The sequence below is a fragment of the Hymenobacter aquaticus genome, assembly GCF_004765605.1.
In the GTDB taxonomy this organism is placed as follows: domain Bacteria; phylum Bacteroidota; class Bacteroidia; order Cytophagales; family Hymenobacteraceae; genus Hymenobacter; species Hymenobacter aquaticus.
In genome coordinates, this window is sequence record NZ_SRLC01000001.1 from 972,059 (window position 1) to 987,042 (window position 14,984).

13 protein-coding genes and 1 pseudogene are annotated in these 14,984 nt (G+C 61.0%); 7 read left to right on the forward strand and 7 right to left on the reverse strand.

The window, feature by feature from the left end; genetic code table 11:
* Nucleotides 1-8 precede the first annotated feature (8 nt).
* Nucleotides 9-1,775: a HAMP domain-containing sensor histidine kinase gene (locus E5K00_RS03895; RefSeq protein ID WP_135461884.1), complete on the forward strand. Its 1,767-nt coding sequence runs from the start codon at nucleotides 9-11 to the stop codon at nucleotides 1,773-1,775.
* 104 nt (nucleotides 1,776-1,879) lie between these two features.
* On the opposite strand, the gene E5K00_RS03900 is transcribed toward E5K00_RS03895, so the two are convergent.
* Both E5K00_RS03900 and E5K00_RS03905 read right to left on the reverse strand, forming a co-directional pair.
* On the reverse strand, nucleotides 1,880-3,175 hold the full coding sequence (locus E5K00_RS03900) for a hypothetical protein (RefSeq protein WP_210114274.1): 1,296 nt from the start codon (nucleotides 3,173-3,175) through the stop codon (nucleotides 1,880-1,882).
* Nucleotides 3,176-3,415: 240 nt separating this feature from the next.
* The gene (locus tag E5K00_RS03905; RefSeq protein WP_135461888.1) at nucleotides 3,416-3,688 is read right to left on the reverse strand and encodes a hypothetical protein; all 273 of its coding nucleotides are present in this window, start codon (nucleotides 3,686-3,688) and stop codon (nucleotides 3,416-3,418) included.
* Between the two features lie 256 nt (nucleotides 3,689-3,944).
* Here E5K00_RS03905 and E5K00_RS03910 point away from each other — a divergent pair, with 256 nt between their 5' ends.
* Nucleotides 3,945-4,490, forward strand: coding sequence for an RNA 2'-phosphotransferase (locus E5K00_RS03910; protein WP_135461890.1), 546 nt, complete (start codon nucleotides 3,945-3,947; stop codon nucleotides 4,488-4,490).
* A 6-nt stretch (nucleotides 4,491-4,496) separates the two neighbouring features.
* Here the strand turns inward: E5K00_RS03910 and E5K00_RS03915 are convergent, their stop codons facing one another.
* Entirely contained in the window at nucleotides 4,497-4,964 is a 468-nt protein-coding gene (locus E5K00_RS03915) for an RES family NAD+ phosphorylase (protein WP_135461892.1), read from the reverse strand.
* Nucleotides 4,965-5,068: 104 nt separating this feature from the next.
* The gene (parS, locus tag E5K00_RS03920) at nucleotides 5,069-5,521 is read right to left on the reverse strand and encodes a type II RES/Xre toxin-antitoxin system antitoxin (RefSeq protein WP_135461894.1); all 453 of its coding nucleotides are present in this window, start codon (nucleotides 5,519-5,521) and stop codon (nucleotides 5,069-5,071) included.
* A 133-nt stretch (nucleotides 5,522-5,654) separates the two neighbouring features.
* Here parS and E5K00_RS03925 point away from each other — a divergent pair, with 133 nt between their 5' ends.
* The 5 genes from E5K00_RS03925 to E5K00_RS03945 all read left to right on the forward strand — a co-directional run bounded on the left by E5K00_RS03925 (nucleotide 5,655) and on the right by E5K00_RS03945 (nucleotide 12,521).
* On the forward strand, nucleotides 5,655-6,350 hold the full coding sequence (locus E5K00_RS03925) for an HD domain-containing protein (protein ID WP_135461896.1): 696 nt from the start codon (nucleotides 5,655-5,657) through the stop codon (nucleotides 6,348-6,350).
* A 48-nt stretch (nucleotides 6,351-6,398) separates the two neighbouring features.
* A complete protein-coding gene (locus E5K00_RS03930; protein ID WP_135461898.1) occupies nucleotides 6,399-6,641 on the forward strand; it encodes a hypothetical protein in 243 nt (80 codons plus the stop codon).
* A gap of 113 nt (nucleotides 6,642-6,754) precedes the next feature.
* On the forward strand, nucleotides 6,755-9,343 hold the full coding sequence (gene gyrA, locus E5K00_RS03935; RefSeq protein ID WP_135461900.1) for a DNA gyrase subunit A: 2,589 nt from the start codon (nucleotides 6,755-6,757) through the stop codon (nucleotides 9,341-9,343).
* Between the two features lie 174 nt (nucleotides 9,344-9,517).
* Entirely contained in the window at nucleotides 9,518-10,657 is a 1,140-nt protein-coding gene (locus E5K00_RS03940) for a tetratricopeptide repeat protein (RefSeq protein WP_135461902.1), read from the forward strand.
* A gap of 1,165 nt (nucleotides 10,658-11,822) precedes the next feature.
* Entirely contained in the window at nucleotides 11,823-12,521 is a 699-nt protein-coding gene (locus E5K00_RS03945; protein WP_167856746.1) for a hypothetical protein, read from the forward strand.
* A 134-nt stretch (nucleotides 12,522-12,655) separates the two neighbouring features.
* On the opposite strand, the gene E5K00_RS03950 is transcribed toward E5K00_RS03945, so the two are convergent.
* From E5K00_RS03950 to hisIE, 3 genes and pseudogenes are all read right to left on the reverse strand, one after another.
* A complete protein-coding gene (locus E5K00_RS03950; RefSeq protein ID WP_135461908.1) occupies nucleotides 12,656-13,309 on the reverse strand; it encodes a lipid-A-disaccharide synthase N-terminal domain-containing protein in 654 nt (217 codons plus the stop codon).
* Entirely contained in the window at nucleotides 13,309-14,094 is a 786-nt protein-coding gene (locus E5K00_RS03955) for a glycosyltransferase (RefSeq protein WP_135461910.1), read from the reverse strand. The genes E5K00_RS03950 and E5K00_RS03955 overlap by 1 nt, the downstream gene beginning before the upstream one ends.
* 121 nt (nucleotides 14,095-14,215) lie before the next feature.
* A pseudogene (gene hisIE, locus E5K00_RS03960) lies at nucleotides 14,216-14,875 on the reverse strand (bifunctional phosphoribosyl-AMP cyclohydrolase/phosphoribosyl-ATP diphosphatase HisIE); the annotation flags it as partial.
* Nucleotides 14,876-14,984 lie beyond the last annotated feature (109 nt).

The window sequence follows — 14,984 nt, forward strand, 5'->3', positions numbered from 1 at the left end:
CCCCACCCATGACCTTAAAGAACCGAATCCGGCTGAGCGTGCTCACCATGCTGCTGTTGCTGCTCATCGTGGGCGTGTACAGCTACAACGTGCTCCACGGCCTGGACCGCCGGGCCCGGCACGTGCGCCAGGCCAATCTGCACTCTGTGGAGCTGGGCCGGCAGATGCTCTGGGCCCTGAGCGGCCTGAGCCAGCAGCCGGCCCGCCCTACGGCCCTCTCGGAGTTTCGCCGGGCCCTGACCCGGGAAGGGGCCAATATCACCGAGCCGGGCGAGGCCGAGCTGGTCGACAGCCTGACCCAGAACCTGGCCGACTACCAGCGTCTGCTCGACAACCAGGCCCCGCTGGCGCAGCGCCAGGCCGAGCTGCTCCAGCTTCAGGCCCAGACCAACCGCCTGCTCACCCTGAACCTGGCTGCTTCGGGCCGGCAGGGTGAGGAAGCCACCCGCACGGTGCGGGCCGCCAAAACCACTTTGCTACTGATTCTGGTGCTGAGTACCGTGCTCGGGGTTAGCCTGGTGCTGCGCCTGCCCCGCATCGTGGTGCGCCCGTTGCGCCGCCTCAGCGCCGACATCGAGCTGGCCACCGACCCCGGCACCGCCGCCCGGCTGCCCATTGAGCGGCAGGATGAGCTGGGCAACGTGGCCCAGGCCTTCAACCGGGTGCTGGGCCAGATGCAGGACCTGCGCACGGCCAGCCGGGCCGAGCTGCTGATGCAGCGCAACCGCATGGAAAGCATCGTGCAGGGCCTCGACGAAGGCCTGCTGCTCATCGACCAGAACCGCCGCATCATCCTGGTCAATCCCGTGGCCAGTGAGCTGCTGGGCCAGCCCGCCGAGGCCCTGATCGGGCAGCTGGCCGCCGACGTGGCCCGGCACAACGAGTTTCTGCAAACCCTGCTCAGTGCCGAAGCCCAGGCCCCGCAGCGCGACGCGCCCGAGCCGCCCGAATACACCGTCATGCGGCACGGGCAGGAAGCTTATTACCGCCTGTCGGTGCAGCCGATTCTGTCCTACAACGAGCTGACCAGCCAGACCGAGTTCGTGGGCCACATCCTGTCGTTGCGCAATATTTCCGACTTCAAGAAGCTGGATCAGGTCAAGTCCAACTTTCTGGCTACCGTCTCGCACGAGCTCAAAACCCCGCTGGCCAGCATCAACCTGAGCTTGAAGCTGCTCCAGGACGAGCGCACCGACACGGCCGAGCGCCAGCGCATTGCCGGCGGCATCCGCCTCGAAACCCAGCGCCTGCTGCGCATGGTGGGCGAGCTGATCGACGTCTCGCGCCTCGACGCGGGCGTGGGCATCAAGCTCAACCCCGAGCCCGTGGCCCTGGCCCTGGTCATGGACTACGCCGACGACACCATCATGGCCCAGCTCGAAGACAAGCAGCTTGAGCTGTGCTACGCGCTGCCCGACGATTTGCCCGCCGTGCGCGCCGACCTGGAAAAAACCACCTGGGTGGTCATCAACCTCATGGCCAACGCCATTCGCTACTCACCCCCGGGCGAGCAGATCCACATCAGCGCCGAGCAGCGCGGGAACCTGGTGCAGGTCAGCGTGCGGGACTGCGGCCCCGGCATCCCGGCCGAGTACCACGAGCGGATTTTCCAGCGCTTCGCCCACATTCCCAACAAGGCCGGCGAAAAAAGCGGCTCCGGCCTGGGGCTGAGCATCAGCCGGGAGTTCATCACCTCCCAGGGCGGCGAGCTGTGGGTGGAAAGCCAGCCCGGCAGCGGCAGCGTGTTCCACTTCACCCTGCCGGTGATGGGGTAACTGATTGATGATTGTTAATTGATGATTGTTAAAAAGGCCCTGTAACTACACGCTACGGGGCCTTTTTAACAATCAACAATCATCAACCAATCAACAATCATCAACTAAAACGACACCTGGTACTGGGCCACGACGGCGCTACGGCGGCGGTCCACCACGTTTTCGCCGCTGGCGTTGGTGATGTAGTAGGGGCGGTTCTGGTAGCTGAGCGTGAGCTTGGAGGTGTGCCCGGCCAGCAGCCAGTTCACTCCCGCGTCAAAGTAGTGCAGGTCATCGGCCAGGCGCTTGTAGTGCGAGTACTGGTAGCTCACGTAGGGCATGAAGGTCGTGGGGCCTACCAGGTTGTCGCGCAGCTTGTAGCCCAGCTGCGAATACACCACGTTGCCGGTGCCGTACTGCGGAAACGCGTTACCGAACGCCCCGAGCAGCGCGTTGGTGGCCCGCGTGCCGGTGGCCGGGTTCATCGGGCCATTGTTGCGCAGGTAGCCGGGGCCGTAGTCCAGGTGCATGGCCGCGGCGTAGAAGCTCACGCTGGGCGCGCCTTTGGCCGTGTCGCGGGGCGCGTCGTAGTACACGTCCACGGCCACTTGCTTCATGGCCTGGGTCAGCGTGTCGCGGCCGTTGTCGGCCAGGTACCACATGGCTTTGGGCTGCACGATGGCGCCCACGCCCACGTTGAACACGTTCTTTTTGCCCAGGTAGGTGCCGGCGTTATAGGCCGTCAGGTTGCTTTCCTGGTCCTTGAACTGCCACATCAGGTAGGCCTGGTACTGGGGCTGGCCGGGGCGGCGGGAGAAGTTGGCGTTGCGCGTCAGCGCGGCCGCGCCGGCCGAGCCCTTGGTCACGTCCAGCGGGTCGCTCAGGGCCACCCGGTAGTCGAGCTTGCCCAGCTTGCCCTTGGCGTAGATGCTGAGCTTGCGGCCAAACTGGTCGTTGACGTCGTTGGTGGTTTCCGCCTCCAGGGGCAAATCAATGCCCATGATGCTGCCCGTGGCCGAGGCCGTGAAGCGCGACAACCCGTTCCAGGCGCCCAGACCGGTGCCGAGCGAGAGTTTGGTTTTCACCACCGCGTACTCGCCCACCGCGTCGTGCAGAAAGAAGCCGACTTTGCGGTCGGAGAGGTAGCTGAAGTTGTTGATGCCGATCTGGGAATAGATAAACACCCGGTCGGTGAGCTGCCCGAAAAACTGCATGCGGAAGCGCCGGATGCCGATATCGTAGGTTTCGGGCTTGCTGAAGCCGTCGACCTGGGTACCGGGGTTGCTTTGGTTGTAGCGCACCCAGACCTGGTTGAGCAGCGTGAGCTTGAGGTAATGGCTGCCGTCGGGGTTAAGCGTGAGCTTGCCGTCTTTGAACGATTGGGCCTGCGTGTGCAGGGCGCCTGCCAGCAGAGCGGGCAAAAGCAACCCGCCACGCCACCGGAACTGTGTCATGCGTACTTGTTGAGGGGATAGAAAAGAAAATTAGAAGCCGAGCCGGCCCCACGGGCCGGCAAAGGTAGTTCCCGGGTGGCTAGCCGGCCCGTGGGCCCCGCAAAACGCAACAGGGCGCCTCCCGCACGGGAAGCGCCCTGTTGTAAGCCGATTGGTTCCGGAAGGTTTCGGGCTACCGCGTAAAAGTGCGGCCCCGGGTAAGGAAAACTAGTTGAGCCACACCGTGTGCAGCAATTCGAAGCGGTGGGGGGCGTAGGCATTATAATAGGGGGCCTCGGCCTGAAAGCCCAGCACGTGGACCAGCGGCATGCCTTCCAGGTGCGACTCTACCACGCGCACGGGGTAGAGCTGGCCTTCTTCGGGCCAGTCGCCCACGTGGTTAAATGGGCGGCTGCTGGCGTCGATGCAGCGGGCGTAGTCAACGAATGGGGCGTGGGCAGTGGCTTCGGCCAGGGTCAGGTTAGCAACTTCGTGAGCCATGGAGCAAAAGGTAGGAACCACCGAAAAGGGGTTCAATGAAAAATTGCGGCCGGGGCAGCGCAGGCTGTCCTGTACTGTGTAACTGTTTAACAGCTTCCGGCCGTCCAGAACAACACTCTTCTCATTGTTCAGATTCCGAAGATAGAAAATAACTTCAGTTTACAAGCCCGGCGCGCCGAAACGCAACTATAAATTTCGGCGGCGGTATTCCCGCGCCTTTTTCGTTGCTTGCGGCCCGTTGCCCCAGCCCCTACGCATGGAAAGAGCCCAGATTACCCGCATCAGCAAGTTTTTGAGTCTGCACCTGCGCCACCAGCCCCAGGCCCTGGGACTGGTACTCGACGAGGGCGGCTGGGTGAGCGTCGAGCAGCTGCTGGCCGGCGCCGCCCGCCACGGCCTGCCCCTTACCCGGGCCCAGCTCGACGAAGTGGTGGCCGATAACGACAAGCAGCGCTTCGCCTTCGACGACTCCGGCCTGCGCATCCGGGCCCAGCAGGGGCACAGCGTGGAGATTGATCTGCAGCTGGTAGCCGCCCCACCGCCGGCCGTGCTCTACCACGGCACGGTGGCCGCCGCCCTGCCCGCCATCCGGACCGAAGGGCTGCAGAAAATGAAGCGCCACCACGTGCACCTCTCGCCCGAGGAGGCCACGGCCCGCCGCGTGGGGCAGCGGCGCGGCGAGCCGGTCATCCTTACGATTGACGCGGCGGCCATGCAGCGGGCGGGCTTCGTGTTCTACGAGTCCGGCAATGGCGTCTGGCTGGTCGACCAGGTGCCGCCCCAGTACCTGCAGCCGCGCTAAGCCGGCCTACTTGCTGCCCAGATCCGGCTTCAGGCGGGCGTCAAACGGGTGGGGCTCCAGGGCTACCACCTTGAGTTGGGCGTGGTCGGGGTGGAGCGGGTTGAGCAGGTAGTTCCACTCGTTGGGCGCGTGGGCCGAGGGTACCTTCATAATCCAGAACGTGCCTTCCTCCAGCCAGGCGCGCGTCAGCTGGGCCAGCTCCAGGGGGTAGGGCAGCTGCTGCCAGTTGGGCGGCAGCTGCTCCACCTGCACTTCTTTGAACGGAGTGCCCTCGGGCACTTCCAGCGTCAGGGCGAAGTAATTGCGCGGCAGCGAGGGCGAGTTGGCCAGCACTTCCAGCTTGGCCAACGATAAATGCTCGGAGGTGTAGAGAATCTGGGTGCCTTTTTCGTGCCAGCGGCCCGAGTAGTACAGGCCGCCCTGGCCGGTCAGATCCTGGATGTAAGGGTGTTTGCCGAGCCGGTAAAGGCGCATAGTCAAGCGTATTCAGCGAAAGGAAAGCGGGAGGGAACCCCGGAAAGATTGGCTGCTGGGGAGTTTTGAAACCAAAACCCAAAAGCTAGCAACCAAAAACCAGCCTACGAATAGATGCCGTACTCGATCCGGCCCAGGATTTCGCGCACCTGCTCCCGCCCGATGGCCGACGAGAGCAGCTCCTTGGGCCGCACCCCGCCCAGGGCCGGGTTGGGGGTGTCCAGCCAGTGGTGAAAGTCGTCCTGGTCCTCGAACACGTCCAAGCCCTTGGCTAGCACGGCCGAGAGCTGAATGGTTTTCTCGGCCTCGTCCAGGGTCAGGGCGCGCTTGGCCTGCTCGCGCCGGGCCAGTGTGCTTTCCGACACGCCCAGCACCACGCTGATTTCCTTGTTGGAAAAGCCCAGGCGCTGCTGCAACGCCCGCAACGCCTGCACCGACAAGCCCTTCAAAGCCACGGCCAGCAAATCCAGCTCGTTGTGCACCAGCTGCGGAATAACGGCGCCACCGCCCATCAGGTCAACCATCGTGGCTACGGGAGTTTTACGCGTGATAGTCATTTGCTTGCTTTTTAGTCGTCATTTGACGGCAATATACGCAATAACCCGGGAGCAGGGCTAAAAATTCAAACGCGGGCCTTTAGCTCCGGCAAGCTGGCCTGAACTTGCTAATTTGCCGCCTGAATTTCTTTGTATGCCATCTTCTGCGCTCAGCTCCGAACAACTCATTGCTCAAACCGCCGACTTCGTCCGCGCCAAATTCCTGGGCGAGGGCTCGGGTCACGACTGGGAACACATCCGCCGGGTGTGGCTCACCAGCCGGGCCCTGGCCGCCACCGTGCCCGCCGCCGACCAGATGGTAACCGAGCTGGCCGCCCTGCTGCACGACGTGGCCGACTGGAAGTTCCACGCCGGCGACGAGGAGGCCGGGCCCCGCGCCGCCCGGGCCTGGCTGCACGGCCTGCACGCGGAGGAAAGCGTGATTCAGCGGGTGGAAACCATCATCCGCGAGATTTCCTTCAAGGGCCTGGGCGTGCCCACGCCCATGAGCACGCCCGAGGGCGAAGTCGTGCAGGATGCCGACCGCCTCGACGCCATCGGTGCCATCGGCGTGGCCCGGGCCTTTGCCTACGGCGGCCACAAGGGCCGCCCGCTGCACGATTCCTCGGTGGCGCCCGTCGTGCACGACTCGTTTGAGAGCTACAAGAAAAATACCGCGCCCACGATCAACCACTTCTACGAGAAGCTGCTGCACCTGCGCGAGCGGCTGCACACGCCCGCCGCCCGGCAGTTGGCCCAGGAGCGCCACCAGTTTCTGGAAACCTTCCTGGCGCAGTTTCTGCGCGAATGGGAAGGGGAGGACCTGGCCCAGTTACAGGCCCCGGCCTAAATCCTATCCGGTGCCGGCTGCTGGCACCCCAATTTCTACCTTTGCCCAATGAACTTTCGCCTTCTCGTCCTCCGGTTCCTGGGGCCGCTGCTGTTGCTGCTCGGGGCCGCTTCCTGCCGTACCTGCCCCATGGTGTCCTGTCATACCCGTAAGGTGCACTTCCACAACGGGGCCCGCTACCGGGGCCAGCCGCTGTGGAAAAAACAGAACCCGGCGGTAGGCGAAAAAATCAAGACCTATACTCCCAAGTCCGGCACGCACAAGGCCGATAAGAGTAAGCCAAAAGAATAGGCTGAATTAGGCAAAACGGGCCTTTTTTCGTATCTTGCGGGCTTCTCGCAGTACTCATTCACTGGTGCCGACAGCCCCGCTTTCCAGGGGCCTAGGCCGACTTAGATTTCCCTATGGCGGAAGGCGAAAAGATCATTCCGATTAACATTGAAGACGAGATGCGTGGCGCCTACATCGATTACTCGATGTCGGTCATCATCTCCCGGGCTCTGCCCGACGTGCGCGACGGCCTGAAGCCCGTGCACCGCCGCGTGCTCTACGGTATGTCGGAGCTGGGCGTATCCTACAACAAAGCCTATAAGAAGAGTGCTCGTATCGTGGGCGAGGTACTGGGTAAGTACCATCCCCACGGCGACTCGAGCGTGTACGACACGATGGTGCGCATGGCCCAGGACTGGAGCCTGCGCTACCCGCTGGTCGACGGGCAGGGCAACTTCGGCTCTATCGACGGCGACTCGCCGGCGGCCATGCGTTACACGGAAGCCCGCCTCAAGCGCCTCTCCGACGAAATGCTGGGCGATCTGGACAAGGATACCGTCGATTTCCAGCCCAACTTCGACGACTCGCTGGAAGAGCCCAGCGTGATGCCCTCGAAGTTTCCCAACCTGCTGGTCAACGGCACGACCGGTATTGCCGTGGGCATGGCCACCAACATGCCGCCCCACAACCTGACGGAAACCGTCAGCGGCATCATCGCCTACCTCGACAACCCCGAGATTACCATCCCCGAGCTGATGGAGCACGTTACCGCCCCTGATTTTCCCACGGGCGGTACCATCTACGGCTACGAGGGCGTGAAGCAGGCCTTCGAAACCGGCCGGGGCCGCATCGTGATGCGCGCCAAAGCCCACTACGAAACCCTGCCCAGCGGCAAGGAGCAGATCGTCATTACCGAGATTCCCTACATGGTGAATAAGGCGTCGATGATCGAGAAAACCGCCGCCCTGATCAACGAGAAGAAGATCGAAGGCATTTCGGACCTGCGCGACGAGTCCGACCGCGACGGGATGCGCATCGTCTACGATCTGAAGCGCGACGCCATGCCCAACGTGGTGCTCAACCAGCTCTACCGCTACACCCAGCTGCAGTCTTCGTTCGGCGTCAACAACGTGTGCCTGGTGAAAGGCCGCCCGATGACGCTGAATCTGAAGGAGCTGATTCACTACTTCGTCGAGCACCGCGCCGACGTGGTGGTGCGCCGCACCCGCTACGAGCTGGCCGAGGCCCAGAAGCGGGCCCACATCCTGGAAGGCCTGCTCATCGCCCTCGACCACCTCGACGAGGTCATTGCCCTGATCCGCGCCTCCCGCGACGGCGACGTGGCCCGGGCTCAGCTCATCGAGCGTTTTGCCCTGAGCGAAATTCAGGCCCGCGCCATCCTGGACATGCGTCTGCAGCGCCTCACCGGCCTGGAGCGCGACAAGATCGTGGCCGAATACGAGGAGCTGATGCGCCTGATTGACCACCTGAAAGCCGTGTTGGCTTCGGACGTGCTGCAGCGCCAGATCATCAAGGACGAGCTGATCGACATTCGGGAGCGGTACGGCGACAAGCGCCGCACGGCCATCGAGTACGCCGGCGGCGACTTCTCGATGGAAGACATGATTGCCGACGAGAGCATGGTCATCACCATCTCCCGCGAAGGCTACATCAAGCGCACCGCCCTCGATGAGTACCGTACGCAAGGCCGCGGCGGCGTCGGGGCCCGCGGGGCGGCTTCCAAGCAGGACGACTTCACGGAGCACTTGTTTGTGGCTACCACCCACGAGTACCTGCTGTTCTTCACCGAGCTGGGCCGCGTGTTCTGGCTCAAGGTGTACGAAGTGCCGGAAGGAGGGAAGAACGCCAAAGGCCGCCCGATTCAGAACCTCATCGAGATTCCCCGCGAAGACTCGGTGCGCTCGGTGCTGAACGTGCGCGGCCTGCGCGACGCGGATTACCTGGAAAATACCTTCCTGATGTTCTGCACCGAGCAGGGTACCGTGAAAAAGACGCCCCTGGAGGCGTACTCGCGGCCCCGCACCGCCGGCATCAACGCCATTACCATCAACGAGGGCGACCGGCTGCTCGACGTGCAGCTGCTCACGCCCAACGCCGAAGTGGTGCTGGCCTCGCGCAGCGGCCGCGCCGTGCGCTTCAACGAGAGCGAAGTCCGTTCCATGGGCCGTTCGGCCGCCGGGGTACGGGGCATTCGCCTGGAAGAAGTGGCCGGCAACCGCGTGGTGGGCATGGTCTGCGTGGCCGACCCGACGCAGGAACTGCTCGTTATCAGCGAAAACGGCTACGGCAAGCGCAGCCAACTGGAGGAATACCGCGTGACCAAGCGCGGGGGCAAGGGCGTGCGGGCCATGAAGCTCACCGACAAAACCGGTTTGCTGGTGGCCATCAAGGACGTGCAGGACTCCGACGACATGATGATTATCAACAAGTCGGGTATCACCATTCGGTTGCGGATGAGTGATTTGCGCACCATTGGCCGGGCTACCCAGGGCGTGCGCCTGCTCAAGATCAGCGCCGGCGACGAGATTTCCTCCGTGGCGAAAGTCGCTTCCGATGATAAGGAAGAGGAAGCCGGCGAAGGCGAAAATGGCGTGAACGGCAGCCCCGAAGCCGGGGATGACGTTGCGCTGGACCTGGCCGGCACCTCGGCGGCAGCCGACGTAGCCGCCCTGGCTGACCCCGACACGCTGAGCGCAAACTAAGGCAGTTAGGAAAGGCTTGCGTACTTTCGGGCACGGTATTCGTTTTGAATGCCCGACTGAAAGTACGCAAGCCTTTTTTCTTTTCCCCGCCGGCAGGCTGAACCAAGTGTTTCCTGCGGTGGTTTCTTTTCCAATTCCTTCCACTCATCCATCCTTATTCTTCAGCAAGAACCCATGAAGAAGATTTTTCTGACGCTCGTAGCGGCGGCGGCCCTGCACACTGCCTCGGCCCAAAACTCGGCCGTTACCAATGCCATTCTGAACCAGCGCAGCGGGCTGCTCGACAAAGCCCAGGCGGATATCGACAAGGCCATCGTTAACGAGAAAACCTCGGGCAAAGCCAAAACCTGGTACACCCGGGGCGAAATTTACGAGCAGATGGCCGCCAGCCCCATTTTTGGCAAAAACCTCAAGCCCGGGGAAGGCACGAAAGTAGCCTACGAGTCGTACACTAAGACCGTGGAGTTGGACACCAAAACCGGCGAGTACGGCAAGCTGGCCGTGCAGAAGCTGGACAACCTGTATGGTCTGGCCCTGAACGCCGGGGTAGAAAGCTACAACGGCAAAAACTACGACGCCGCCCTGGATTCGTACCGCATGGCGCAGCAGATTCGCCCGCAGGACACCACGGCCTTCCTGTACGCGGCCTACGCGGCTGAAGCCAAGCAGGATTTCGGCGCGGCCAAGGATACCTACGGCAAGCTGCTGGCCATGAACTACAAGTCGCCGGCGTTGTACGGCCGGCTGCTGCAGATTGCCCGGCAGGAGAAGAACGATGCGGAAGCCATGAAAGTCGTGCAGCAGGCGCTGGTTGCGTATCCCAATAACAAGGCCTTCATGCTGGAAGAGCTGAACATGTATTTGAGCTCGGGCCGGGGCCAGGAAGCCATTGGCAAGCTGGAGAAAGCCATTGCGGCCGATCCAACCAACGGCAACCTGTACGCGGTGCTCGGCTCGCTCTACGACCAGAGCAAGCAGTCGGATAAGGCGCTGGCAGCCTACAAGAAGGCTGTGGAAGTAGATCCAAACAACTTCGACGCGCAGTTCAACCTGGGCGTGTACAACTACAACAAAGCGGCCGATCTGTACACCAAAGCCAGCAAAATGGATTTGGCCACGTATCAGAAGTCGGGTAAGAAGATGGAAGCCGACGGGAAGAAGTACTTCCAGGATTCGCTGCCGTACTTCGAGAAGGCGCTGCAAATCCAGCCCAACGACCGAGCCGTTATTTCCTCGCTGCAGAAAGTCTACGTGCGTCTAGGCCGCACGGCTGATGCCGAGAAGATGAACACCAAACTGCAGTCGCTGAAGTAGCCGCCGTAGTAGGGGAGAAAAAATACGCCCGGACCCGTGCCGGGTGTATTTTTGAAAACATTACTTAACATAATATAAATTATAAGACAAAAAGATATTCTTTGTTTTGGTAGCGGTAAGTGCTGGTTTTCGCTCCCGTTGCCTTGGCCGGTTTATTCGGCACGCGGCGGCATTTTGAGGAGTTGATGGTTTGGTACCAGTCGATTCCTACACCCTTTGTGGAACCCATGCTGGTATGGTCGCATGCAAGTTGTTATTCCATAGCTTTAGCTTGTTGCTGGCCGTGCTGTTTGTGGCATACAAACAAGCTGTGCCGTTCAGGCCTGTTGATTTCCGCAGCTTGGTAGAGCTAAAGAAAAGCCAGCCCTTTCTGCTAACCAGTAGCCTACTGCTAGTACGCTTTTCCACGGATCTGAAGCAGCTCTGGGAAACATCGGGATACTATAAAGGCTATGGCTCCAGATTGTTTTCTGCACACCTCTCTCCTGCTGGGTTTATTGCTCTCTGTCAAGGCTATTATCTCCGGGGCTCGTTGGTGCGCCTGAACTGTCGTAATGCAACTGCGGGGTTGTTCTATGCGATTCTCCCCTATCCTCGGGCTACCCTGTCGCCCCCGCGGCCTTCTGTATGAGTGGTATTTTTATACTTGATATAGGGAAGAACATTGGATAAGACATAAAGATATATGTTCAAGATAAGCACTATTCCGTACATATAAGTATAAAAAAGTATAAAAAGATATATAATTAATGTACTTTTTTATACTGTATTCTGCTATTATATACTTACACCTATTATACTTGTGTTGTACTATCACCCCTTTCCTGATTTTATGCCTAAGACCATAGACTACCCTCGCACCAGTTATATGAGTGCCTGGGAAATAGCTGAAGTAGTTGATGATACTGGTGGCAAGTGTGCCATAGAGACTTGTGCCCGTAAGCTGAATAGAAAGGTTAGTGGCTCTTTCAAGGCCATTATTGGGTCAGCCGTGAAATTTGGCTTGGTCACCAGTAAGCGGGAATTACTGACGACAACCAATCTATTTCGACGCATTAAGCACGCGTATGATAAGCAGGAGGAAAAGGTATTCCACCGCGAGGCCTTTCTTCATCCTCCCTTGTTCACACAGATATGCCGTAAATTCCGGAACCGGGAATTACCAGTGCACATGTTTGACGTGATGCTGATACGGGAGTTCGGAGTTGAGGAGATTAATGCTCAGGTAGTCTCCAAGGCTTTCGTGGACGGGGCCCGCATGGTAGGCATTATGGATGAGCGGAACGTCGTAGCCGACATTGATCAGCTGGCGGCCCAGCAGACGCCCCGGCGGGAACTGGCCAGCACGGAGCTCCCGCAGAACCTGTTCCGCGCTCCATCTACTCCTGGTACCACCTCCCCCACGGATCAGGCTTCCTATGGCTCCACTGGTATTAAGGAAGACACTGCTTTTGTACCCACCGCCGCGTCAACGAAAGCCTTTGATGCGGTGTCGAGCCTGTTCGGCCTCGATACCGAGGAATTAGATGCGGAAGACGACCCAGATTATACGACCCCTGGTGCTTCCGTAGGTTCCACCAGCTACTCGGGGGGGCCGCAACAGGTATTCGGGCCGCCGACCGAAGCACCACTGCCGCCGGCGCCCGATTCTACCAAGCCCCAGACGGGACCAGCACCAGGCGCAGCTCAACCCGTGCGTGGCGCTGAGGTTATGGCGGGTTACGTCGCTCAGCAGCGCTCAGAGGGGTATTTCCTGCACATCAGCGGGCCGGGCATAGATACCCAGCTCAACATCCAGGACGTGGATGATCTGCAGATTGCCAGTATTCTATTGGAGAAAATCCGCAAGCAGCTTACGCGCTGACAGGATGACCGACTGCCTCCGCCCTACTAGTAACAGGTAGCTAACCTAGCTATTTATTTTTTATGTTAAGTAATAAAGGCGCCAGAAGCCAGCCGCCCAGCAGGCTCATAAAGCTGTCATTCAGGCCTCTGCCCCTATTTTCCTGACGTTTGTCCGACGACCTGCTGCTGTTCCCGACGCAACAGCAGCAGGTTACGGGTATAGACTATCGTTCCGAAAACGTTGCCTACTATAAGGACTGCATCCAGACGCAGCACGGCGTAGGTCAGGATGAGCACGGAGCCAGCCAGGCTGACGGCCCAGAAGCCCAACGGCAGCACGGAAGTCCCCTGCCGCTCAGAATACAGCCACTGGTACACGAAGCGCAGCAGAAACACGGCCTGCCCTACCGCTCCCAACAGCAGCCACCCCCCGGGAATGCCGGTGCGCAGCATCGTCTGCAGACTAAACTGCGCGGAGCCCACCCCAAACCAGGCCAGCATGGCCAGGGGAAAGCCGTAGGCCGCCAGCCGAAACCCGGGCCCCAGCTTGCGCCACTCGCCCAGCAATTGCAGGTTGCGGATGTAAATACCGTAGCTGAGCAGCTGCGCGCCCAGGATAACCGGGTCGTGGCGCAGCATGCCGTAGATAATCATCAGAAACGAGGACAGCAGGCTGATCTGCCAGAACAAGGTGGGCACCAGGACCCGGCGGGCCCGCTCACTCTGCACCCACTGCAGCACGATGCGGCTGGAAAACAGCAGCTGGGAAGCCAGACCGATAGCCAAGGCCAGGGTGTGGGTGCTCATCACGCCGGCCCCCCACCCGCCACTCCCCCGGCCCGGGATTCGGCCCGGAGCTGCTCCCCGATTTCGTAGTTCTTCCAGCGGCTGCGGATCCATCGGAAGCCGAAGGTATCGACCAGGGGCTTCCAGGCCCGGTTCCAGAGCGTGTATTTGGCCGTGCCGGCGAAACGCGGAAAGTGCTGCACCTCCAGCTGCTTGACCTTGCCACCCTGCAGCTGCACCAGGGCCCCCAGGAAGCGGTGCATGCCGTGGAACAGCGGCAGCCGCCGCGCATAGGCCAACTTGAGAATCTTCAGGGGGCACCCCGTATCCTGGATACCGTCGTTGATCAGGCGGCGGCGCACGGCGTTGGCCAGCTTCGAGGACAGCTTTTTCACCAGCGTATCCTGGCGCCGGGCCCGGATGCCGTTGACCATGTCATACGCGGGGAAAAACTCCAGGAAGCGCAGAAAATCCAGGGGCGAGGTTTGAATATCGGAGTCGATGTAGCCCACCAGGGTGCTGCGGCACTGGTCGATGCCGGCCTTGAGGGCCGTGCTCAGGCCCTGATTGCGCGAAAGGGATATAAACTCGTAGCGCGCGTCGGGCCCGCAGATGCCCCGTAGTAGCGCCAGCGACCCATCGGTGCTGCCGTCGTTGATAAACAGGACCGTGGTGGGCAGCGGCGCCTGGGCCAGAAACTTGTTCATCTCCACCACAAACTGCCCCAGGCTTTCCTCCTCATTATAGACGGGAACCAGCACGGTCAGGCTTTGGGTACTCAGATACGCGGCAGACGGAGGCGACATAAAACAGCGGAATAGAAGCGCAAAGTAGCAAAGCAGCAGTAGCTACCCCCTCCCGGCGAGAATTTCCCCGCGCCAGTCCGGAATAGCTACTACGTAAACAAGGTTCGTCTTGGTCTACCGCTCAGTCGTCCTGCGGCCGGCGGGTGCCGGCGGCAATGGTGGAGTGGCGCTGCCGCAGCACGGCCACCACGTCCTCCAGCGTCAGGCCCGCGGCGGTGAGCAGCACCAGCAGGTGATAGAGCAGATCGGCGGCTTCGCCGCTCAGGCCGGCCGTGTTGCCGGCCACGGCGTCGATGACCGTTTCGACGGCCTCCTCTCCCACTTTCTGGGCTATTTTGGGCATGCCCTTGCGAAACAGCGACGCCGTGTACGACTTCGGGTCTTCCTCGGGGTGCTGGTAGCGGCGCTGCACCAGGCGCTCCAGCTCGGCCAGAAAGCCGACCGGGGCCGTGGGCAGTGCCGCCTGCGCAGGCTGCTCGAAGCAGCTGGTGGTTCCCCGGTGGCAGGTGGGCCCGTCGGGAATAGCCCGGATCAGCAGCGCGTCGTTGTCGCAGTCGGGGTGCAGGCTCACCACGCGCAGGAAGTTGCCGGAGGTTTCGCCCTTGGTCCAGAGCCGGTTTTTGGAGCGGGAGAAAAACGTTACCCGTCCTTCCGCGTGGGTCTTTTCCCAGGCTTCCGCATTGACGTAGCCCAGCATGAGCACCTGCCCCGTCGCGGCATCCTGTACCACGGCCGGAATCAGGCCGTCGGGCATTTTCTTAAAGTCGAGTTCCATAGTGTTGGTGCTTGGTGCTTGGTGCTTGGTGCTTGGTGCTTGGTGCTTGGTGCTTGGTGCTTGGTGCTTGGTGCTTGGTGCTTGGTGCTTGGTGCTTGGTGCTTGGTGCTTGGAA